General features: G+C 38.6%; 23 protein-coding genes and 1 riboswitch. Of the genes, 8 read left to right on the top strand and 15 right to left on the bottom strand.

Annotated features, from left to right (window positions below; translation table 11 throughout):
• Nucleotides 1-114: 114 nt before the first annotated feature.
• From RHP56_RS03885 to RHP56_RS03875, 3 genes are read left to right on the top strand one after another with little or no spacing between them, the layout of a single operon-like run.
• On the top strand, nt 115-1392 hold the full coding sequence (locus RHP56_RS03885) for a homoserine dehydrogenase (protein WP_004164184.1): 1278 nt from the start codon (nt 115-117) through the stop codon (nt 1390-1392).
• A complete protein-coding gene (gene thrB, locus RHP56_RS03880) occupies nt 1389-2267 on the top strand; it encodes a homoserine kinase (RefSeq protein ID WP_014324545.1) in 879 nt (292 codons plus the stop codon). The genes RHP56_RS03885 and thrB overlap by 4 nt, the downstream gene beginning before the upstream one ends.
• Nucleotides 2268-2298: 31 nt before the next feature.
• Nucleotides 2299-3654 carry an aspartate kinase gene (locus RHP56_RS03875; protein ID WP_102753305.1) on the top strand — a complete coding sequence of 452 codons (1356 nt, stop codon included), beginning with the start codon at nt 2299-2301 and terminating at the stop codon, nt 3652-3654.
• A 30-nt stretch (nt 3655-3684) separates the two neighbouring features.
• Here RHP56_RS03875 and RHP56_RS03870 read toward each other — a convergent pair whose 3' ends face one another.
• The 10 genes from RHP56_RS03870 to RHP56_RS03825 all read right to left on the bottom strand — a co-directional run bounded on the left by RHP56_RS03870 (nt 3685) and on the right by RHP56_RS03825 (nt 15254).
• Nucleotides 3685-4236: a histidine phosphatase family protein gene (locus tag RHP56_RS03870; protein ID WP_153245352.1), complete on the bottom strand. Its 552-nt coding sequence runs from the start codon at nt 4234-4236 to the stop codon at nt 3685-3687.
• 6 nt (nt 4237-4242) lie between these two features.
• On the bottom strand, nt 4243-5205 hold the full coding sequence (locus RHP56_RS03865; protein ID WP_011679562.1) for an asparaginase: 963 nt from the start codon (nt 5203-5205) through the stop codon (nt 4243-4245).
• Nucleotides 5206-5207: 2 nt separating this feature from the next.
• On the bottom strand, nt 5208-5987 hold the full coding sequence (gene recO, locus RHP56_RS03860) for a DNA repair protein RecO (protein WP_011679561.1): 780 nt from the start codon (nt 5985-5987) through the stop codon (nt 5208-5210).
• 69 nt (nt 5988-6056) lie between these two features.
• The gene (era, locus tag RHP56_RS03855) at nt 6057-6968 is read right to left on the bottom strand and encodes a GTPase Era (RefSeq protein ID WP_084035053.1); all 912 of its coding nucleotides are present in this window, start codon (nt 6966-6968) and stop codon (nt 6057-6059) included.
• A 41-nt stretch (nt 6969-7009) separates the two neighbouring features.
• On the bottom strand, nt 7010-7477 hold the full coding sequence (locus RHP56_RS03850; protein ID WP_010284749.1) for a diacylglycerol kinase family protein: 468 nt from the start codon (nt 7475-7477) through the stop codon (nt 7010-7012).
• Nucleotides 7461-7943 (bottom strand): rRNA maturation RNase YbeY, encoded by a 483-nt coding sequence (gene ybeY / locus RHP56_RS03845; protein WP_011679559.1) that lies wholly within the window; start codon nt 7941-7943, stop codon nt 7461-7463. Before ybeY ends, RHP56_RS03850 begins: the two co-directional genes overlap by 17 nt.
• Entirely contained in the window at nt 7943-8935 is a 993-nt protein-coding gene (locus tag RHP56_RS03840) for a PhoH family protein (RefSeq protein WP_014324541.1), read from the bottom strand. The genes ybeY and RHP56_RS03840 overlap by 1 nt, the downstream gene beginning before the upstream one ends.
• A gap of 103 nt (nt 8936-9038) precedes the next feature.
• A complete protein-coding gene (locus tag RHP56_RS03835; RefSeq protein WP_102753306.1) occupies nt 9039-10235 on the bottom strand; it encodes an ammonium transporter in 1197 nt (398 codons plus the stop codon).
• 163 nt (nt 10236-10398) lie between these two features.
• On the bottom strand, nt 10399-11820 hold the full coding sequence (pyk, locus tag RHP56_RS03830) for a pyruvate kinase (protein ID WP_011679557.1): 1422 nt from the start codon (nt 11818-11820) through the stop codon (nt 10399-10401).
• A gap of 95 nt (nt 11821-11915) precedes the next feature.
• On the bottom strand, nt 11916-15254 hold the full coding sequence (locus RHP56_RS03825) for a DNA polymerase III subunit alpha (protein ID WP_258984536.1): 3339 nt from the start codon (nt 15252-15254) through the stop codon (nt 11916-11918).
• Between the two features lie 193 nt (nt 15255-15447).
• Here RHP56_RS03825 and RHP56_RS03820 point away from each other — a divergent pair, with 193 nt between their 5' ends.
• On the top strand, nt 15448-15645 hold the full coding sequence (locus RHP56_RS03820) for a YjzD family protein (protein ID WP_102753308.1): 198 nt from the start codon (nt 15448-15450) through the stop codon (nt 15643-15645).
• A 52-nt stretch (nt 15646-15697) separates the two neighbouring features.
• Here the strand turns inward: RHP56_RS03820 and pepT are convergent, their stop codons facing one another.
• The 3 genes from pepT to RHP56_RS03805 are packed head-to-tail and all read right to left on the bottom strand — an operon-like array spanning nt 15698 to nt 18449.
• On the bottom strand, nt 15698-16933 hold the full coding sequence (gene pepT, locus RHP56_RS03815; RefSeq protein WP_102753309.1) for a peptidase T: 1236 nt from the start codon (nt 16931-16933) through the stop codon (nt 15698-15700).
• A 44-nt stretch (nt 16934-16977) separates the two neighbouring features.
• The gene (locus tag RHP56_RS03810; RefSeq protein ID WP_011679554.1) at nt 16978-17763 is read right to left on the bottom strand and encodes a Nif3-like dinuclear metal center hexameric protein; all 786 of its coding nucleotides are present in this window, start codon (nt 17761-17763) and stop codon (nt 16978-16980) included.
• Entirely contained in the window at nt 17760-18449 is a 690-nt protein-coding gene (locus RHP56_RS03805; protein WP_011679553.1) for a tRNA (adenine(22)-N(1))-methyltransferase, read from the bottom strand. The genes RHP56_RS03810 and RHP56_RS03805 overlap by 4 nt, the downstream gene beginning before the upstream one ends.
• Nucleotides 18450-18700: 251 nt before the next feature.
• Nucleotides 18701-18790, top strand: a riboswitch (TPP riboswitch).
• Nucleotides 18791-19069: 279 nt separating this feature from the next.
• Between RHP56_RS03805 and RHP56_RS03800 the strand changes: the two genes are divergently transcribed.
• From RHP56_RS03800 to RHP56_RS03785, 4 genes are read left to right on the top strand one after another with little or no spacing between them, the layout of a single operon-like run.
• Nucleotides 19070-19651, top strand: a complete 582-nt coding sequence (locus RHP56_RS03800) for an ECF transporter S component (RefSeq protein WP_004164215.1) — start codon at nt 19070-19072, stop codon at nt 19649-19651.
• On the top strand, nt 19648-19941 hold the full coding sequence (locus RHP56_RS03795; RefSeq protein ID WP_102753310.1) for a thiamine-binding protein: 294 nt from the start codon (nt 19648-19650) through the stop codon (nt 19939-19941). The genes RHP56_RS03800 and RHP56_RS03795 overlap by 4 nt, the downstream gene beginning before the upstream one ends.
• Nucleotides 19942-19971: 30 nt before the next feature.
• Entirely contained in the window at nt 19972-21345 is a 1374-nt protein-coding gene (locus tag RHP56_RS03790; RefSeq protein WP_102753311.1) for an ATP-binding cassette domain-containing protein, read from the top strand.
• Complete coding sequence (locus RHP56_RS03785; protein ID WP_011679551.1) at nt 21342-21983, top strand: energy-coupling factor transporter transmembrane component T family protein; 642 nt, start codon at nt 21342-21344, stop codon at nt 21981-21983. Before RHP56_RS03790 ends, RHP56_RS03785 begins: the two co-directional genes overlap by 4 nt.
• On the opposite strand, the gene RHP56_RS03780 is transcribed toward RHP56_RS03785, so the two are convergent.
• Nucleotides 21967-22728, bottom strand: a complete 762-nt coding sequence (locus RHP56_RS03780; RefSeq protein WP_011679550.1) for a ribonuclease HII — start codon at nt 22726-22728, stop codon at nt 21967-21969. The genes RHP56_RS03785 and RHP56_RS03780 overlap by 17 nt on opposite strands.
• The gene (gene ylqF, locus RHP56_RS03775) at nt 22721-23575 is read right to left on the bottom strand and encodes a ribosome biogenesis GTPase YlqF (RefSeq protein WP_011679549.1); all 855 of its coding nucleotides are present in this window, start codon (nt 23573-23575) and stop codon (nt 22721-22723) included. The genes RHP56_RS03780 and ylqF overlap by 8 nt, the downstream gene beginning before the upstream one ends.
• Nucleotides 23576-23583: the final 8 nt, after the last annotated feature.

Genomic DNA, 23583 nt, shown 5'->3' with positions numbered 1-23583 from the left:
ATTCCTTTTTTTATAATTTATCCAATTATAACAAATTTGTTTATTTTTAGATATTATAATGATAAAATCATAAGAAGAACATATATAAAATACTCAAAATAAAGGGAATATCACATGGAAATAGGCATCGGTCTTTTTGGTCTCGGCACAGTTGGAAGTGGTGTCGTAAAAATTTTACAACAAAACGCTAATCAAATTACCCAACGCACGGGATCTCATTTGGTCGTACGTCATGCCGTCGTACATAATCTTAATAAACCGCGCACAGGTTTTACACAAGATTTTCCAATCACTGATAATCCTGAGGATATTTTAGGCAATGACGAAATACAAATTGTAGTAGAAGTCATGGGTGGAATTGATTATGCATACGATATTATCAAACGCGCACTTATGGCAAAAAAGCATGTTGTCACGGCAAACAAAGATTTAATCGCAAGTCGTGGACAAGAGTTAGCTGAATTAGCCAACCAGAATGGTGTTGATTTATATTATGAAGCTGCCGTTGCCGGTGGCGTGCCTATCTTGCGTACGCTTTCAAGCAGTTTTACGGCAGATGAAATTTCACGTGTCGCCGGTATCATTAACGGCACAAGTAACTTTATTCTAACGCAAATGGCTACAAATGGTTTAACGTATGCAGAAGCCCTTAAATTAGCTCAAGACAAAGGTTTTGCTGAATCTGATCCCACAAATGACGTGGAAGGTTTTGATGCAGCATACAAGTTAATTATTTTGTCTAACTTTTCGTTTGGTGTGCAACCTGTTATGGATGACGTAACTATTACTGGTATTGCCGACTTAACGGATTCAGATATCAACGATGCGCACGGTTTTGGCTACGCAATCAAATTGCTTGGTGTTGCCCAAAGAGTTGGTAATGCACTCAGTATTGAGGTTTCCCCTCACCTTGTTTCGTTTAACCATCCCTTAGCGACCGTTAACAATGAAAACAATGCCGTTTTAGTTAATGGTGAGTCAGTTGGTGAAGTGATGCTATATGGACCAGGCGCTGGTGAAATGCCTACTGCTAATTCGGTATTAAGTGATTTAACCAATGTCGCTACCAATCTAGCGCTGAATACGCCAGGAAGACCATTTAATACTTTTAACCAAGATCTAGATTTGGCTAAACCTTCACAGCGCGTGGCAAGACGTTTTATTGTTGTAGAAGTAGCTGACACGCCAGGAGCAATGTATTCCGTAACCGGTATGTTTGCTTCCGCAAAAATAAGTTTTACTGATTTAAAGCAAACCCCAGCAAAAAATGGTTTTGCTCGATTAGTTGCTCTGACACACGCTGCCTCTGATGCGCAGCTCAATGTTATTCGTACAACAATCCGAAATGCTGATGGCATTAATTTAGCGGCGGAGTATAAAATTTTCTCATGATTAAAATAACTGTACCAGCTACTAGCGCCAATATTGGCCCTGGCTTTGATTCTCTTGGCGTGGCCTTAAAACTATACTTAACCTTAGAAGTGTATGAAGAAACCTCCGAATGGCAAGTGATTCATGATTACGGTGCAAATATGCCCAGTGATGTTAACAACTTCATTGTCAAAACAGCACTCTTATTAGCCCCAAACTTGACACCTCATCGTATTGTTGTAAAATCTGATATTCCACTTGCACGCGGACTGGGTTCATCATCTTCTGCGCTGTTGGCTGGTCTAGCAATGGCCAATGTTCTGGCTGATATGCGATTGAGTAATGACGCTTTATTGAAGCAAGCGACGGCTTTAGAAGGTCATCCAGATAATGTTGCTCCTGCGTTACTTGGAGGTAGTGTAGCAGCCTTTTACGATGGCGAGCAGGTCTATCATGCACCATTGAGTTTACCAAAAGACATTAATTTCATCACCTTCATTCCGAATTACGAACTGCTCACAACTGAAGCACGTAATGCGTTGCCTGCTAAGATGACATTTAAAGATAGTGTTGCTGCCAGCGCTATCAGTAATACTTTAACCGCAGCATTGAACGCCGGTGATTTCAATACAGCTCGTGTTTTAATTGAAAAGGACCAATTTCATGAACAGGCTCGTGCTCATTTAGCACCACACCTAAAAATTATTCGTGATACTGCCCATCAACTAGAAATCATCGGCACCTATCTTTCTGGTGCGGGTCCGACTGTTATCACTCTCGTATCAAAGGATAATGCAACTAAGTTATTAAAAGTGCTGACAAACATGGCTTTGCCAGGAAAACTATTATTACTAGAACCAGATTATACTGGTTTACAAATTACAAAAAATAATTAGGAGAATATGTGCTTACCAGCACTTACATATTATGAAAGTTACAAAATTTGGTGGTTCTTCACTAGCTAACGGTCAACAACTGCAACGTGTCTACGATATCATTCGTGCTGATGATGATCGAAAAGTTGTTGTTGTCTCAGCACCTGGTAAACGATTCAAAGATGATCGGAAGGTGACCGATTTATTGATATCATACGCGCAAGCTACGCTTGCAGACGAAGATACCACTGAAATTATTGAAACGATTAAACATCGCTATCACTCTATTGGTGAATACTTTGAGTTACCAGATTATGAACTAGCTGACCTCGATGAACAAATTGAACATCTAGCAAGAAAACATTACCGATCATTTGATTATTTATATGCAGCATTCGCTGCTCACGGCGAATATTTAAATGCGCAATTGATTGCTAAAGTCTTTAACCATTTAGGTATGCCAGCTCGTTTTGTGGATCCTAAAGAGATTGGATTGGTCGTGGATGATAATGCGCGATCAGCAACATTTGATACCGCTTCTTATACCACAATCGGCGAGTTAGACCTGTCAACTTCTGAACGACTCATTGTCCCTGGCTTCTTTGGCTACACTAAGAATGGCGACATGGCTACATTTTCACGTGGTGGTTCAGACATAACTGGTGCTATTATGGCACGCGGACTACGAGCTGATTTATATGAAAACTTTACCGATGTCAGTGCTATCTATGCTGTTAATCCTTCAATTGTCGAACATCCAGCAGCTATCCAACAAATGACATACGATGAGATGCGCGAGTTATCTTATGCTGGTTTTGCTGTATTCCATGATGAAGCCATTATTCCAGCCATTCAAGGTGGTATTCGTATAAACATCAAAAATACCAATGATCCCGATGCCCCTGGAACATTTATCGTACCACCTACAGAGGTTCAGCAAGCACGTCCTGTAACTGGTATTGCCAACTCCAACCGCTTTGCTGCCCTATACTTACATCGGTACTTATTGAATAAACAAGTTGGTTTTACCCTTCGTATTCTTGAGATTTTGAAGCGTCACAATATTTCTTACGAACATATGCCTTCTGGTATTGATGATTTGACAATTATTTTTGATAAAACAATGTTAACGCAAGAGCAAGTTGATAACATGTTAAGCGATATTGCTGCTGAAATTAAACCTGATACATTAAAGTGGATTCCAAGCTACGGTATTATAATGGTTGTTGGTGAAGGAATGCGTAATCGTGTTGGTGCCTTGACGGAGATTGTCGCGCCCCTGAAGGAGCGTAATATCAGTCTACAAATGGTTAACCAAGGAGCGAGCGAAATTTCGATTATGTTAGGAATTCAGCCCGACTTATCTGATAGTGCTGTAGAAGCAATCTATACAAATATCTTTAAATGACATTAAAAAGAGGCGTATTAACTATTAAAGTTAATACGCCTCTTTTGTTAAACTGATGCATTGATTATTTTCATCAAATAGGCCAATATATACATCCGGCATTTCCATTTTTTGCCAGTCTATAAAATTGAAATAACCACTTGTTAAGTAATGGAACAATAAGCTTAATGCCGTCCCATGACTTGTAATAATTATTTCACCAGAAGATTCATCAATAATTTGATAAAAAGCTGTTTTCATTCTTTGTTGCACAGTTGCTAAAGATTCTTCCCCAGCGGTTTTAAAATAAAAATTTTGCCACAGCTTTTCTAAATGATTTTGCCAATCTATTTGGTCATTAGTTTGCCGTTCGCGCAATGCAGCATTCAAATTAATTTCTATACCCAGTGTAGTTGCTGTTGGTTCAATAGTCTGCAACGCACGCTGATAAGGTGATGAATAGATAGCCTTAATATTTTTGTCTACAAAATAACCCACCAAATCATGGGCCAACTGCTTTCCTTCTATCGTTAATGGTGCCGAATAATCGTCTTTAATTTTATCATCACGAATGCTATGACGCACGAAATAGATTCTTCTCATAGTGAGTTAAATACCATGTAAATACGTTTCTAGATGTTCTTTACTTAAGTTGTTTGATAGTCCGATTAATAGCTTTAGTCGCGCTTTAGGCCCATTAATGCTGGACGCAAAGATTGCTCCAGATTTCTCTAATTGAACGCCGCCACCTAAATAATCATATACTGGTGCAGCAACACCATTGAAGCTTCTTGACACAATGACCACTGGCGTATTTTTCGCTAATAAATATGCTACTCCGCGAGCTGCTTCGCGAGATAAATTACCAGCACCAAGTGCTTCAATAATAATGCCGTCAATATTAGCATCAGCCAAAATTTTCAATAATTGGCCATCCATGCCAGCGTACGCCTTTAAAACAGGGATATTTTTGTTAATATCCACATCTGGTAATACTTCTCGTTGTGGCAGGTCATAAAAGTAAATAATTTGTCGTTTCGTTAGTAGCCCCATCGTGCCACTAAGTGGTGACGCAAACGTTGCCACATTAGTAGTGTGTGTTTTAGTTACAAATCGAGCGGCATGTATTTCATCATTCATCACAACTATCACACCACGGTTTTTGGATGTATCATCTGCCGCTACACGTAGCGCAGATTGATAATTGTACAAACCATCTGAACCAAGTTCATTGGATGAACGCATTGCTCCCGTTATAACAATAGGAAACGAAACTTTTAATGTGCTATCCAGAAAGAATGCTGTCTCTTCCAAGGTATCAGTACCATGAGTAATGACCACACCATCAAAATCATTTTTGGCTTCAGAGATACGTTTTTGCAATTGTAGCATATGAGACGGACCAATATGTTCACTTGGTAAATTAAAAATGTTCTCAACTTCTAGTTCGATATTTGGAAAGGTAACCTTTGCTTGAACTAAAGGATTTTCATCTCCTGTTTCGACATCGCCATCAGCATCTTCATGCATAGAAATTGTACCACCGGTATGCAAAACCAAAATTTTTTTCATGATTACTTATTCCTTCTAAAATTAACTAACGTATTTTGCCACGAATGCATTTGCTCAATAAATGATTTTGCACGTGGCTTCAAACCAACTTGTTTTTCGTAAATATAGTCAATTACACGTTGCAAACCACGTTTGGTGATTGCTGACATTTTGATGTCATGTACTTGGCGCATATCAATGACGCTAAATTGACGTAAATAAAACACAGTTTTTTGATCAAGCATTAATCGCTGATCGTCCAGATTAAAATGATGTTCTGAAATAATGCCATTGTACTTTTCAGAATAATCAAATTTCCCATCTACTTGACCTGTAATCGGATCAGCCCTTAAGTTTGGCGCCACCCCTAGAGGAACAAGTAATTGAATTTCAAAAATATTAGCAATAATTTGAGGATCGAGTCCCTCATCTAGTTTCTGTAGCGCGACATAAAGTTGATTATACCAGCGTGTTATCTTTTCCCCTTCTTCAAAGGAAGCATCAATTAAACTAGCAATCAGCGCAGCATAGGCATTTGCTTCGATATCTTCGATAAGCCGTGAATATACTTTTATATCTTGAACATCATTCATGTAACCTAGTCCGGTTTCTCGTTTCGGTAGAGCACCATCAAAAGTTACAATTGTGTAAGGTTGTGTACCAGCTGAGAGTTTAGAAGTAGCTTTCTTTGCACCTCGCGCCAAAAAAGTTCGCATGCCGTACGTTTCCGTTAGTATGCGAACTAATAAATCATTATCTTTATATTGTCGTGTATACAATACAATGCCACGAATAATTGCCATAATGACTCCACTAAATCAATCGCCAAAATTTTTCTTTATGACAACACGGTGCTTTGATACAGCATCATTTTAGTAATCTTCTTGACGATATCCTAATGTCTGCAAAGCTTGTGGTCGGTCACGCCAGCGAGGCTCAACCTTAACCCAAGTTTCAAGGAAAACTTTGTCCCCGAGTAAGCGTTCAATGTCCTTGCGCGCCCTCGTACCAATATCTTTGATCATCGCACCCTGTTTACCAATGATGATATTCTTCTGTGTTGGTCGTTCAACAATAATTGATGCCTGAATATGAATTTTTTCTTCATTTTCACGAGCAATTTTGTCGATAACGACAGCAACTGAATGTGGTACCTCTTGACGTGTTAACTGCAATACCTTTTCGCGAATTAATTCTCCAATAACAAAACGTTCAGGGTGATCCGTTAATTGGTCTGCATCGAAATATTGAGGCCCTTCATCCAAGTGAGACACAATATTGTCCAACAACTCTGGAACATTATCACCCTCTGTGGCAGAAATTGGAAATACCTCAGCCCACTCAGGCGCATCATTCTGATAGCTAGCAATAACATCAAGCAAGTCATTTGGCGCTAATAAATCAACTTTGTTAATTAGTAAATAAATTGGTGTATTTTTAACTTCTTGTAACCGGTCAATAATGAAATCGTCACCACGACCACGTGCCATTGCAGCATCTACCACAAACCAGATTGCATCTGCCTCATGAAGCGCAGAAAATGCAGATTTCACCATAAAATCACCGAGTGAATTTTGTGGTTTATGTACACCTGGCGTGTCAATAAACACAACTTGTGCATCATCCGTTGTATAGATGCCTTGTATTTTATTACGGGTAGTTTGTGCTTTATCTGACATAATGGCAATTTTTTCGCCAACGATGCGGTTCAAAAGCGTTGATTTACCAACATTTGGGCGACCAATAATCGCCACAAATCCTGATTTAAAAGTAGATTCTGTCATAATATATATACGGTCTTTGGCCGCATTCTCCTGTATGTGTTTTATTTACTGAAGTCATGAATAAATTGTGAAAAATTGGTAACAATACCAAAATGCCGCCAAACATAAGGTTGAAATACAATCAATAAGATAATAATTTCAAAACCCACGGCAACTAAAACGCCACCAGCAGCGACATCTTTTGCCAGCCCGGCAAGTGGATGATATCTTTTTTCGACAACCAAATCAACCACAGCTTCAATAATCGTGTTCAAAAACTCACTCGATATCACTGTAAATACTGCGACTGCAACCCACAACCAATCTGCACGGTTTAAGCCAAGATGTAAGCCCACAAGCAAAATGAGAAATCCTAGCAAGATATGTATTCGCATGTTGCGTTCTCTGACTAGTATCAGCCAAATACCGTGCAAAGAGTTTCTCATGGCTCGAAAAAATGTACTGTTTCGTTGTACTTTTTTATTGTAGTCTTTAGGCGCACCTTCTAGCTTTTTATCTTTTGAGGCCATAATTATCTAAAATCTCTCGTTGTAAATCAAACATTTCTTTTTCTTCTGCATCGCCTAACATATGATCATATCCATTCAAATGTAAGAAGCCATGCACCACTAGGAAGCCTAACTCACGTTCATAGCTATGCCCCAAGTACTCTGCCTGAGAATTAATAATATCCACAGAAACCAAGATATCACCAATATTTTTCGCTAACTCGGCATCCATCAATTCGTCTGGTAAAACCGGAAGATCATCACCGTCTTCCTCAATTGCGAAACTAATGACGTCAGTGGGTTTGTCTATACCACGATATTTTTTATTGTATTGATGAATTTCTTCATTGTTCATAAATGTTACAGACATTTCTGTATTATCTGGCAATTCCAAATATTTGCCAGCATAATCTAGTACACAACGAACCAGATCCTGATGATATTGATTAACACCAGCTTTTGTTTGGTCAATAATAGCCAAATCCATTAGTTAATTTGCTCCTTTTTTAATTCGGCTAATTTTTTCTCAGCTGCTTCATAGGCACCAACTATTAGACCGACAACCGGATGACGAACCACATCGGCACTACCAAAATGAATAAACGATACATGATTCACGTCTTTCAAAATACGTTGGACCGAAATGAGCCCGGATTTTGCACCATATGGCAAATCGATTTGAGAGATGTCCCCATTAATAATCATTTTTGAGCCAAATCCAAAACGCGTTAGGAACATTTTCATTTGTTGATTCGTTGTATTTTGTGCTTCATCTAGAATAATAAATGCATCATCCAATGTTCGACCACGCATATAGGCCAGTGGCGCAATTTCGACCACACCACGCTCCATTAACCGCTGGGTCTGTTCCGCGCCAATTAATGCATTCATAGCATCGTAAATAGGACGCATATATGGATCTACTTTTTCTTTCAGATCACCTGGAAGAAATCCTAGTGACTCACCTGCTTCAACAGCAGGACGTGTGATAATAATTCTTTCGACGTCACCACGCTTCAAGGCTGATATTGCCATAACAACTGCTAAAAAAGTCTTTCCTGTTCCAGCCGGTCCGATGCCGAACGTGACATCATTTTTACGAATTGATTGGACGTACTGGCGTTGACCAAAATTTTTAACGTGAACGGAACGCCCTTTATTATCACGAATTAGTACTTCAGAGTATAGGTCACCAAAATATTCCAATGTTCCACGCTGTGCCATTGTTATTGCACTCACAACGTCAGTATCGGATATATTAATTTGATGCTTAATTAATCTAGTTAATTCGCGTAGTACAGCTTTAGCTAATGGCACTTTATCCTCATCACCTGAGATGGTCATTTGGTCACCACGAGCATGAAGTCGCACAGTTAATCCTTCTTCGATTAACTGTAAAAAATTATCATTAACGCCAAGCAACTTAGTCTGTTGCTCCACATTTTCAAATGTAAAAATTTGCTGAACTTGTGCTGTCAAAAAGCAAATCCCCTTTATATGTTTCCTTTATTCTACCATATTGCCGTGATTGATGGTAGTTTATGCACTAAATATCAGGCAAAATAAAAAGGACCATTGTCCTTTATTCCACAGTCAAATCATGCATAATTGCGTCATAACCTTCAGCTTCTTCATCAGCTGTCAAACGCAGTGGTGCAGCAATGAGTTCTGTTATTTTAGCTAAAACATATGTGCCAATCGCAGCAAATGCGATAGTAAATAAAATTGCGACTAACTGCTTACCAACCAATGACATATTCCCGTTGATTAAGCCAGCGACACCGCCAACACTTTTATCAGCAAATACACCTGTCAATATTGCACCCACGGCGCCGCCAATACCATGAATACCAAAAGCATCTAATGTATCATCATATCCAAAACTATTTTTAACAAATGTGATACCAGCAAAGCCTATAAAACCAGCTAAGAGTCCCATCACTACAGCTGCCCATGGTGCTACAAAACCAGCAGCAGGCGTAATAGCAACTAGACCAGCAACACCACCACTAGTAATACCGGATAATGTAGCACGTCCATGATACTTATATTCAACAAGACCCCAAGTCAATACAGCTGCCGCTGATGCTAACCATGTGTTAACTAATGCTAGAACAGCTGTGCCATTTGCTGCAAGAGCTGATCCAGAGTTGAAACCAAACCATCCAACCCATAACAAAGCGCCACCAATCAAAACATAAGAAGGTCGTACAGGTATGTGCTTGTCAATATGACGATGTCCAATCATCAAAGCCAGCACCAATCCAGTTACACCACTAGAAATATGAACAACAGTTCCACCAGCAAAATCAATTGCGCCTAACTGAGCCAAGAAGCCACCGCCCCAAACCATGTGCGCTAACGGTGAGTAAATGAAAATCAACCAAAGTGCAATAAATACGAGCAATGCTTTAATTCTAACTCGACCAATGACGGATCCAGTAATAATTGCGGCTGTTATTATCGGAAACATACCTTGGAACAGGGCAAATGCACCGTCAGGAATTGTTAAATCTTTAGTAGAATGCGTGAATGAAACATTCGTTAAGAACAAATGTTTAAAATTACCAATCACATTTCCACTACCACCAAATGATAACGTATATCCAACAACAAACCATACTAACGAAGCAATTCCAATAATCATAACTGGAATAAACATCGTGTGTAACAAGTTTCTACGCTCACCTAAGCCACCGTAGAACAAGGCTAATCCAGGTGTCATTACCCAGACTAATGCAGCTGAAACTAAAACCCATGCTAAATCACCACTGTTCATTAAATCACTCCTACTTGTTTTTTTATTATTAATTTAATATTAGCAGTTCGCTAAATTTTAGTATTAAACTGTGGTAGCTTTTCTTACATTAAATTAAAAAAGACTATAGTGATTTGAATAATCAAATCATTATAGTCTTTTTTACAAGTATAAACTAGAATTATTATACTGTTTGAACAGTCAACATGTTTGTTGTACCTGATTGTGACATTGGTACACCTGCTGCAATAACAATAGTATCACCTGAATTAGCCAATCCTTGGTCTTTTACGGCCTTCTTAGCTAAGTCAACCATTTCGTCAATAGTCTTTGGTGCATCATAAACTACTGGAACAACACCATAGTTCAATGTCAAACCACGTTGTACGCGTTCTGAATAAGTAACGGCCAAAATGTTAACATCAGGACGGTGCTTTGAAACCATACGTGCAGTGTAACCAGAGTTAGTTGATACAACAACAGCCTTAGCGTTCACATTGCGTGCGATACGAGCAACAGATGCTGCAACAGCTTCCGTTGAATCAGTCTCATCGAAGAAAATATCCTCATGACGACCGTTTTCGCGCAATGAAGTTTCAGCTTTTTCGTCGATAGCAGCCATTGTGGCAACAGATTCAACTGGATAGTCTCCGTTAGCTGATTCACCTGATAACATTGTTGCATCAGTACCATCAAACACAGCGTTGGCAACATCGGAAGCTTCGGCACGCGTAGGACGTGGGTTTTCTTCCATTGAGTCAAGCATTTGTGTAGCAGTAATAACAGGTAAACCTGCCTTGTTCATCTTGCGAATCATGTCTTTTTGAACCAAAGGCACGTTTTCAGCAGGAATTTCAACACCCATGTCACCACGTGGTACCATCAAGGCATCTGAAACTTCCAAAATTGCATCAAGGTTGTCAATACCTTCTTGTGATTCAATCTTAGGAATAATTTGAACATGTTCCATGTTCTTTTCCTTCAATAGTCCACGAATTTCAAGCACATCTTCAGGCTTACGAACGAATGAAGCAGCAATATAGTTGATTTCGTGATCCAAACCAAAACGGATGTCATCAGCATCTTTTTCAGTAATACCTGGCAAGTTAATTGAAACACCAGGTGCGTTAACACCCTTACGTGATCCCAAAATACCATCATTATCAACGCGAACAACTAATTCGCGAGTGGCTGAATCTTTTTCGATAACAGTTGTACCAAGCAACCCATCATCAAACAAGACTTGTCCACCTTCTTTAACATCATCGAACAAACCAGCGTATGTAACGGCGATTTTTTCTTTCGTTCCTTCAAGGTTTTCATCCATTGCAATACGCAATGTGTCACCTGTATGGAATTCGATCTTGCCGTCAGCTTGCTTTGTTGTACGGATTTCAGCACCCTTAGTGTCCAACAAAATACCAACTGTCTTACCAGTAATCTTTTCGGCTTCGTGAACAGCATTCATACGACCCAAATGTTCTTCGTGATCACCGTGTGAAAAGTTAAAACGGAATACGTTGGCGCCCGCTTGGATTAACTTTACGATTGTTTCGACATCAGATGATGACGGACCAAGTGTTGAGACGATTTTCGTCTTTTTCATGGTTAAATAGCTCCTTAGTTATCTTGGTTGTTGCTTGTGCAACTCTACCCAATCTCTATTTTATACATTATGACCCATTTGTACAAGTCATATTATTAGTAAGTTTGTTTAAAAATAATATTCTCACTGCCTAGTAAAGCTGCTAATTCGCGCATGATAACGGTTTCACTAGTCATCCAAAATTCTTGATCAAGTTTTTGATTTTTACCATCTTTTTGCCAGTGAATCACCACTGGATTATGGCCATGATGTTTTTTCATGATTTGGCTGATTTCCTCACGTCTTTCCGGTGTGTCATGCTTTTCGTCAAGCTGAAGAAACCAGGTCCCTTGAATAGGTTGAACGCGCTGGGGTTCTGGCGCTAAATTAATATGATTAGCCACAATAGCGATTTCATTCCGCATATCACGCTCTGATTTACCAGCAATACTCAATATCGTTCCGGGCTTTAGAAAATTGCTTATTTTTTTAAATAGTTGTGGGAATATAGTTACACTAATTTCTCCAGTGGTATCAGAGACTTTCACGAAAGCCATGTCATCCCCTTTTTTAGTGCGGATCTGGCGAATACTGTCGACAATTGCGATTATTTTTTCAACCTGACTGGGCTGTACGACATTTCCTATTTGACTAAAACCATTTTCCAAAATGAAATCAACATATGTATCTAAAGGATGACCTGATAAATTTACGCCAATGACTTCTTTTTCTTTTTTCAGACGATCAGACAAAGCAAAATCATCATACTTCTTAATTTTCGTTTCTTCCAAAATTAAGTTACCAAAGCTTGCACCTTCAATCAAACTCGCTATATTTTCGATTAGTTCGCGTCGATTATAGCCAAACGAATCAAGTGCACCAGCATATACTAACTGCTCTAACACTTCTCGTTTACGCATTTTATCTGGCAAACGTCTTACAAAGGACTGGATTGTTTGAAATGAACCATTATTCTGTCGCTCTTCCAATACACCAGTCACAAAGTCTGTACGAACACCACGGATATTATTCAAACCCATTTGTAATTGGTTTTCGATAGATGTCCAAAACTTATATGACTTGTTGACATCTGGCGCTAATACTACAATTCCGCGTATTTTGGCTTCAGAAACATATTGTTGCACTTTTTTCTGTTCACCCAGATTTGCATTTAATAGAGCTGTAAAAAAAGCAACTGGATAATGTGCCTTTAGATAGGCTAGCTCAAAAGCCAATTTACTATAAGCAACTGCGTGAGAACGATTAAAACCATAATTAGCGAATTCATCAATATAAGAAAAAATAAGTTCTGCTTGTTCTTGATCATGCCCATTTTTTAAAGCGCCTTTAATAAATTGTTCATGCAATTTCTGCATTTTGTCGACTTTTTTCTTCGACATGGCACTTCGTAAAACATCCGCCTCACCTAGCGTGAATCCAGCATATGATTCCGCAACTAGCATAACTTGCTCTTGATATACAATAATACCAAAAGTGGGCGCCAAAATAGATTTCAAACTAGGGTCTGGGATCGTCACTGCTTCTTTACCATGGCGTCGAGCGATAAACTTATCAATATTTTGTGCAGGACCAGGACGATAAAGCGCGTTAACAGCCACAATATGTTCAAAGGTGGCTGGCTTCAGCTTTCGCAACACATTTTTAATGCCTGCAGATTCAAATTGGAAAACCCCATTTGTGTCGCCTTTAGCAAATAATGCTAAGGTTTTGGCATCATCTAAAGCAATTTTGGTAATATCAAACCTTTCTGGTAGCTCTTTTTGAGCATAATAGAGTGCCTGGCTTAAAATGGCTAAATTTTGTAGTCCTAGAATATCAATTTTAAGTAACCCTAATTGTTCAACCGGATCTTTTTCAAATTGTGTTAATAAGCGTCCCTCCGTACCAGATTGCACAGGCAATGTTTGTACCAAAGGATTCGCACTAAGTACAATTCCTGCCGCATGTGTAGAGTAATTTTTTGGTAAGCCTTCAATTTTCAACGCCGTTTGTAATAATAATCTACCATTATCAATATCACGAAGGGCATTCTGTAATTGTGGTGCTTTAAGCGCATCATCAATGGACACCTTACGTCCATTTTTTCCTTCAGGTATACTAGCACTCAACTTGCTCAATGTCGGGGTTGGTAATCCAAACACCCTACCAACATCGCGTAGAGCTTGTTTAGAAGCTAAAGTACCAAATGTAATAATTTGACCAAAATTTCTTTTCCCGTACTTTTGATGAAGGTAGGTGAATAGTTCTTCACGTTTGCTTGGTGGCCAATCAATATCAATATCAGGCATTTGCACTCGCTCATCATTTAGAAAACGTTCAAATAGCAAGTTGAATTGCAAGGGATCTACATCGGTAATTTGTAAACTGTACGCAACCAAAGATCCAGCGACAGAGCCACGTCCTGGTCCAGTTTGAATGTGATTTTTATGTGCGAAGTTAACAATGTCCCAAACAATCAGGAAGTAATCGCTAAATCCTAACACTTCAATGGTTTTTAATTCGTGCTGCAATCTTTCTTCGTACAAGTTCAAACTCACATTATGTCCTTGCAATCGTTTTTTTAATCCACTGACAGCAATCGTTTCTAAAAACTGTGCGTTGGTCACGCCAGATGGTGTTTCAAAGGGTGGTAAAGCTGTATCTTTAAATTCAATGCTGACATTGCTTTTTGATACCAATAATTCGTTATTAATATAGGCTGTCTTTAGTATTTCTGTACCTTGGTATTCTTGCTGAACGACAGCTAAATCTCTTAAAATATGTGAGCCTTGTTGTTGAGCCAAAATTTTAATATCGTCCAATTTAACATTTGCATCAATTGCTTTTAAGACTTGAGTGGTGAAAGCATCATCTGAGTTAAGATAATCAATATCATCTAAAGCAATCATATGACCACCAGTACGTTCGCTAAATTGTGCTAACCTCTCTTGTATCTGCGGTGCCATTTGGGAATTAATACCAATAAAAGAATGGTGCTCGTCAACAAGGGTGACGAGTTGTTGCCAATAATTATTAACTTCCTCATACCCTGAAGAGATGAGCTGAACGAGCTCACTGTCAGTTGGAAAAACAATGTTTATACCGTCTAAGTGTTTAACCATTGTTTCCCACTGAAAATCTCCTTGACTAGTCATCTTGGCTGATGATAGCCACATTAGATTTTGGTAGCCTACTTGATTCTCAGCTAATAGTACGACTGGAAATAGCGTAGCAGTATTCACAAGTCCGTTGACCATTAATGTCAAGCCAAATAAAGGTTTAATCCCATGCTTTTTTGTTTGTCGAAACCAGTCTATCGCCCCGTACATTACATTAACATCAGCCAGTGCAATGGCTTCATAACCACGAGTCTTTGCTGTTTGGACAATTTGTTCAATTGTATTTGGATTTTTTAATAAGCTATAACTGCTTAAAATTTGAAGCGGTGCGTACATTTCAACTCCTTATACGAACATCCGTTTTCTTTAATTATACAGAAAAATCACAGAAAAGTCGTTAATTTTAACAAATATTAGGGTTCCGTAAAATCACAGATTAGACATTTTCTATTTTCTTGTTTAAATTCCCTTAAAAACTTGCCATTTGTGAAAAAAGGTGTATTATAATGACAGTAAAGAGGTAAAAATCATGAAATACATTATGGTAGCAATTTGGTCGGCAATATTTGGTGAGATTTTGGGTTATATTGTATCCCAATTGAATTCTAGTACTTATGATTTTGTTACTGTTGCTGTCATTGCTGTCATTGTTGGTGAAGTTGCGCTAGTTGCAATTCCAGCAATTTCAGGATCAGCTGCACCAAAAGAAGTTGCGTCTGAAGAATAAATCACAAGATCAAAAAAGAGCTCAGTTGAGCTCTTTTTTGTTTATCTAAAAGTTATTTTTCTTGTGCAAGTTTTACAATTTCTAAAATGACGTCTGTTGCCTGTTCCATGACAGTTGTAGAAACATATTCAAAACGGCCATGCATATTTTCGCCACCGGCAAAAATATTTGGTGTTGGTAGCCCTAGGAAAGTTATTTTTGAACCATCGGTACCGCCACGGACAGGCTCAATAATTGGTTTAATCTCTAAGTTATTCATCGCTTTTTCAGCCAAATTAACTGAACGCATATCATCTTTCAAGATTTCACCCATATTATAGTATTGATCTTTCAATACAACTTTAATACGCCTTTCCCCTAATTTCTGATTAAAGGCATCGGCAATATCTAATAATCTTTGCTTACGTTCTTCAAATATATTTCGATCATGATCACGAACAATATATCGCAGGGTTGCTTCTTCAGGATTACCGTCAACTGCTAGAAGATGCCAAAATCCTTCTGTTCCTTCAGTATTTTCTGGGCGATCATGGACAGGAAGTTGTTCATGGAAATCAAATGCTAGTTGAATGGCATTAACCATTGTATCTTTTGCAGTTCCTGGATGAACATTTCGTCCCTGAATTGTGATAACGGCGCTCGCAGCATTAAATGTCTCCCATTCAAGCTCGCCTAACGGTCCGCCATCCATTGTATAAGCGAAGTCAGCACCAAATGCTTCAACATCAAAATGATCGGCACCAATACCAATCTCTTCATCTGGTCCAAAAGCAAATCGCAAATTACCATGCTTGATCTCTGGATGTGCAATTAAATACTGAGCTGCCGTAATGATTTCAGCATCTCCAGCTTTATCATCAGCACCTAATAGTGTTGTACCATCAGTTGTAATTAGCGTATGTCCCGCATATTTTTTTAAGCTAGGAAATTCCTTAGTTGTCAATTCATAACCACTATTTCCCAACTTAATTGACGATTGGCCGTCGTAATTTTCAATAATTTGTGGGTTAATGTTCGCCCCATTAAAATCTGCAGTATCAACGTGTGCAATAAAGCCAATTGTGGGTACAGCACTGTCATCAATATTGCTTGATAATTCCGCAAATACATAACCATCCTTCATGGTGCGTACATTTTCAAAACCAATAGCTTTTAACTCCTCAGCTAAATCTGCCAAAAAAGCGACCTCTTTAGGTGATGACGGAACTGTTTCTGAGTTCTCATCAGATTGTGTATCTACCTTTACATACTTCAAAAAACGTTCTGTCAATTCAGGATACTTTGTCATATATTACTCCTTTTTGAGCATTTGCTCACTGTTTTAACCGTTAACTAAATATATTTGTATGGATCTGTATTAATTTTTGTAGCAACTACATCAACAGTGTCACCAAACCATTCTTTGACCTTATCAACCATTTTTTCGTTAGCAATAGCTTCCATATGATGATCAGGATCAATCACAATAAAATTTGAAGCCAAGATGTCATGCCCAACGTGATAGTAGACATCGGCTGTGACGTAGGCATCAGCTCCTGCTTGTTGCGCAACCCGCCACCAACGGCCACCATCTCCACCTAGCACAGCGATCTTTTGAATTGGCTTTGTCACATCTTTAGCAATAACACGCACTGCTTGAACATGAAACAAATCACGAATTTTCACAGCGTATTCTTGTACAGAAATTGGTTGCTCTAATTGTCCGATCCTGCCAAGACCAGTTTTCTTATCTACATTTGGTACTAAAGGCACTACATCTTGAATACCAAGTGCTTCGGCCAACCAATCATTCATGCCACCTTGTGCACTGTCCATATTAGTATGTGAAGCATAAACAACGATATGGTGTTGAATCAAATCTGCATACATTCGATTTTGAGGCTGTGATAAGTCTAGATTTTTCGCCGGGAAGAACATGACCTCATGGTGTGCCCATATAAAATTGACCTGATTATCAATTGCTTCTTGAACCACTTCTGGACGAACATCAAGGGCTGTCATTACTCGATGTACAGGCTGCTTAGGATCACCAATTTGCAGTCCCGTGGGGTCACCCTCCTCAGCTAATTGTTTCGGCGCAAAAAGTTCAATCTTGTCAATTAACTCTTGTGCAATCACTTGATAACCTCCTGAATTTGCTGATATTTTTTTTTCCAATCTTGATAAATGGGTGAATCAGCTTTTCCAGCAAATTCAAGATTTTCAAAAATTGTGTCGATACGATCCAATTCTTTCTGCCATTTAGCAACAAAAACTGACGTTTTTCTCTTTCGCAAGACAGGACCAAATTTTTTATCGAGGCTTGATAAACTTTGGGTGCCCTTTGTTGCAATCATAATTTCATAAAAGTGGTTATCCTCTTGTTCAATAACCTCGTCGTTAATTTTATACTGATGATTGTTTAGCCATGTTCGCACAATGTGCTCATCAGTATTAGGTTGTAGTATAAGCGTTTCAAAACGTTTTGCTCTTGAAAATCCCGCTTCTAATATATCTGTAATTAAGACACCACCCATACCAGCGATTGTGACCGTGTCAATATGATCCTCATCTTTAATTGCCGCTAATCCATTCGCCAATCTCGCCTCAAGTTGTGTGGTTAACGCTCTTCGAACAATTTCGTGCTGCGCATTTTCGTAAGGTCCTTTAGCAACCTCACCAGCAATCGCAAACGATATTTTGTTATTGATTAATAGATTAGCAGGTAAATAGGCGTGATCAGAGCCAATATCGGCTAACCTTGCGCCTTTGGGTACAAATGAAGCCACAGCTGCAAGCCGTGGTGAAAGATGAATACTGTCCATTTTCTATCCTTAGAGTTGTTTTTTTTACTCATTTTAGTATAACAAATAAGTCAATATCTCGCTGATATCATGTACTTTTAATTAATAAAGACCACAAGTTATATCATACTCAAATTTCATAATTAAAAACATTAGAATGTTAGAAAATATAACATAATTTTGGGATTAAATTCTATTGCATACGAATAGTTTGCACGATAATTTGTCTTGTGTTACACTCTAGGCGTGAGCTTTTCACAAATAACTGAAAACACCAAAATCTGGGGTGCCGTCGCGCTGAGATAAAACCCATCACACCTGATCTAGTTAATACTAGCGTAGGGAGATTTACTTGAAAATGTATTAATGAACTGACATATCTTGACGGTACTATGTTTTGTAACGTTATCACTATAATATATGATGATGAAATAACACAAGTTTGTTAAGTAACGTTTCTGCATTGAGATCATGACCACAATTTTTCAAGCCAGTCTTCCTTGTGAAGTCTGGCTTTTTCTAATTACACCCGATTTTGCGGTGATTTCGGTTACATCAATTATTAACCAATAAGTCATGTAAACAGTTGTATAGCTCATGCACCTATTGGTTAATATCGGAAATTTTAGGAGGTTTTGCAAATGTCTGCAAACAAATGGTCACTTCGCGATGTTATCTTCATCGCACTAATCGGTGTTTTTTTTGGATTTATATTTTGGGCTTGGGCATTTGGTTATAATGTCATCGCTGCCTTTTTAACACCATTTGGATTAAGCGCATATGCTAATGATGCAACATTGGGTCCTTGGCTAATGGCTGGTCCGATGGCTGGGTTCATCTTACGTCGTCCTGGCGCATCAATTATAGGTGAAACACTTGGCGGCACAATTGAAATGGTGTTTGGCTCTCAATGGGGTGTCATGAACGTTGTTTCTGCATTAATCCAAGGGTTTGGTACCGAACTTGGATTTGCTGTATTTGGCTACCGTCGTTGGGACAAAACGAGTTTGTCAATGTCTGTCATCACAGTTACCATTGTGACGTTTATTTGGGACCTGTTCCGTAATGGTTATGCTGACTACTCATTTGGTTTGTTGATTGGATTATTTATTACTCGCCTCATTTCAGCAGCTATTTTTGCAGGAGTTATCGTTTACTTCACACAAAAATTAGTTGCTAAATCAGGTATTCTAGAGGTCAATAAAAACGAGGTGGTCTCATGATATCAAGTATTGCGGTCCAAGTATTGCCGATGACAGCTGACACAGAAGAAGTCATTCGCATAGTTGATCATATGATTGCTTATATTGACAAGAGTGGTGTCAACTATCAGGTAGGTGCTTTCGAATCAACTCTCGAAGGTGATTACGATCAACTAATGGATATTTTAAAAAATTTGCCCAAGGTTGCAGCAGAAATTAGTGACATCCCTGTTATGGTATACAGCAAAATAAACATGGCTACAGATTCTGATGTTTTAACCATTGCAAAGAAAACAGATAAATATAAATAAGCGGAATTTCCGCGTACATAGGGAATTATTATGGTTACTCATTTAAAACATATCAGTTTGTCATATGGCAATACAAAAATACTTGATGATACCACCATGTCACTATCTCACAATAGTTTTAACCTGCTAATTGGTCCCTCTGGCTCTGGAAAATCAACCCTTCTCCGAATATTTGCAGGATTATATCCGCAACTAAAAGGTGAAGTACTTGTTAATGATCAAGCAGTTACCACATTACCGGCTAACGAGAAAGCCAGAGTCGTCGGTTTTTTATTTCAAGATCCAGACACCCAATTTGTTATGAAAACGCCACTGGATGAATTGATTTTCACTTTAGAAAACTTGCAAGTTCATCCTTCTGATATCAAGCAACGTGCAACGCACGCTCTAGAATTTGTTGGTATTTCAGACTTAACTCATCAAGACATTGACACCTTATCAGGTGGTGAAAAACAAAAAGTTGCATTGGCTATCATTGTTGCAATGCAAAGTGATTTCTTATTATTAGACGAACCTTTTGCAAATATTGATAGCCAATCTCGCCAAGACCTATTAGCTAAATTGAAAGATTTACAAATACAGGGACAAACCACTATATTAATCACTGATCATGATTTACATGGGTACGAGCCACTTGTTGATCATGTGTGGGAAATACACCACAAAAAAGTAGCAACTGTTAGTAACTTTCAGAATCGTATTTTACCGGAACAAAATGTCCACCTGCAATTACCTAAAGAAGGTGTTTTGCAATTAAAAAATTTTGAACTTTTAGTGGGGCAACGTCAATTAATTAGTATTTCTGATTTACCTTTGTCTCCCGGTGGAATTACGCTCTTTACTGGAGCAAATGGCACAGGCAAGTCATCCCTTTTCAATGCGCTAACTCGACTAAAATCCTACCAGGGTGACATTTTGTATATAGATCAAAATATCAAAAAATTTAATGCTGCTAAATATGCAAAACAAGTAGCATTGATCTTTCAAAATGCAGAACGGCAGTTTTTACGAATGACGATTCGTGAGGAAATCGCGTTGAGCATGCAACATGCGCAACAACCAGAAAAATGGTCCGAAAACGTCATTACTCGTTACTTAGAGCGCTTAAATTTGGATGGGCTACAAGATCATGTCGTTTATCAGCTCTCTGGCGGGCAAAAGAAAAAAGTTCAACTCTTGGTGATGTTAATTGTTGGCACACCAATATTATTGTTAGACGAACCTATTGCTGGTCTGGACACAGATTCCGTTCGGGTTGTAGGCGAAATTTTACGAGAAATCGCAGATAATGGACGGCAACATTTTATTATTATTAGCCACCAACTAGATCAGCTACGCCCAATCATTGATTATCATTTGCATCTATCTAATCGAACTTTACAATATATGGAGCATTTTTTATGAATCCAAGTGTTAAATTTCTACTTATACTTATCGTTAGCATCGAACTAACTTTTGTCCTTAATTATCAAGTCAATGTTGTTGTAGCGATTATTGCTGGTATTTATCTTGTTTTTTCAAAACTGTCTTGGAAACGTTATTTGCTATTAATTGCCATGCCTATCTTGCCTGTCTTAGGTGCATGGACATCATTTACAACTTTTGGTTCCCATGAAATGGCAATTATCATGATGACTCGAATTGTTGCCTACATATTCCTAGGAGCGGCTTTTTCGTTTACAACTGACATGATCTTGCTTCTAGACACACTCGAACAAAAATTTCGTGTGCCAACCACTTTTGTCTACGGTCTTCGCGGTGCATTATCCTTTGTGCCCCGTGTTAAACAAGAAGTCCAGACTATCCGAACGGCAGCTTTAATGCGTGGTGAATCTTTAACATTTTACTCACCACAATTATTTTTCAAAGCTATTTTGGTCTCACTCCGGTGGTCAACTCGTTTAGCAGAAGCTATGGCCTCACATGGATTTACCGAAAATGCTGAGCGGACACACTTTAACACAATTGTAATCAAAAAAAGAGACTGGATGATGGCAATCAGTCTCTTAGTCATATTACAGTGCATCATAATATATCTTTAATGGGTGCAAATGTTTTACGATGAATCGGTGTAATGCCGATTTTTTTTATACCCTCAAGATGTTCTTTTGTACCGTATCCAGCGTTTTTTTCGAAACCATAACCAGGATATTTTAAACCATAAGAAGCCATTAGGCGATCACGTGTGACCTTTGCAATAATACTGGCTGCACCTATAGAATTACTTCGTGCATCTCCTTTAATTAAAAATTCTTGCGGCAAATCTAAATCTAACCGCATAGCATCTATTAATAAAGCTTCAGGTATGGGAGCCAACTGGTTGACTGCTTCGGTCATCGCAACACGTGCTGCTTCATAAATATTAATTTCATCAATAATTGAGGCTTCGACCCTGCCAACACCTATAGAAATTGCTTTTTCTATAATTTTGTCGTACAACTCGTCTCTTTTTTTTGCAGACAGTTGCTTAGAATCTATGACATCTAAAACATCAAAATCATGCGGTAAAATAACAGCTGCCGCAACAACTGGGCCAGCTAAAGGCCCCCGACCAACTTCATCCACGCCAGCAATTAAGTCGTAGCCTTGCATCCAGTACTGACGCTCAATATCAAAACGAGATAAAAAATGCTCGCGTTTTTCCCGCAACATCACTTGCTTTTTTTGCCAAGCCTTCAATGCATTTTGTACACCAACACGCTTATCTTGTTGCCAAATTAGCAACTGCTCGTCATTAGGAGATGTGTTTTTGAGTTGTAATTTAATATTTGCAATTGTGTCAGTCATTTTTCGTCTCAATTAAATCAAGTGTAAACGCCCCTAGTTTATTTTTTCTAAGATCATTTAGTATTCGTTCACTGGCCTTGTCATAATCGTCTTTGAATCCTAATTTGCTTGTGATGGATAATAAAACATCTACATTTTCTTGATCAAAAATATTGTCGTTCAAATGATATCGCTCAATAATGGCCTCTGGTCGATATTCTCGAAAAAAGTTGATCAAAAATAGCGCAGCATCATCTTTGGCAAAGATTGTATCTTTCACCGCTCCTGTTAATGCTAATTTCATGCCAATGTTTTGATCTTCAAACTTTGGCCAGAGCACCCCAGGAGAATCCAGTAATTCTAATTTTGTTGGTGTTTTTAGCCAAGCAATTTTCTTCGTTACACCTGGTCGATCCGCCGTTGGCGCAACATTTTTCATTACCAAGTGATTCAATAATGTTGACTTACCGACATTTGGCACCCCAGAAATCATGGCACGAATAGGCTGATCTTGGATACCTTTTGCTAGTTGTGCTGCTTTTTTTGCTTCAACTGCTCGTCGGGCTGCTTTAGTCACTAATTGCGGAGTTCTTGGGTCACGCGTGTCGAGCACAAGTACTGTGTATCCTTGTGCTTCAAAATGTTTTTTCCATGCCCGTGTTTGATCAGGATCTGCCAAATCAGCTTTAGTCATAATTAACAAACGGGGTTTATTGCCGATTAACTTATCCACTTCCGGATTACGTGAGCTTTCGGGAATACGGGAATCAACCAGCTCAAAAACAACGTCGACTAGTTTTAAATTTTCCCGCATCAAACGGAAGGCTTTGGCCATATGGCCTGGGAACCATTGAATTATTTGTGCCATTAAACATA

It is taken from the genome of Leuconostoc sp. C5, from assembly GCF_056530425.1.
This window is presented reverse-complemented; position numbering and strand designations above follow the sequence as displayed.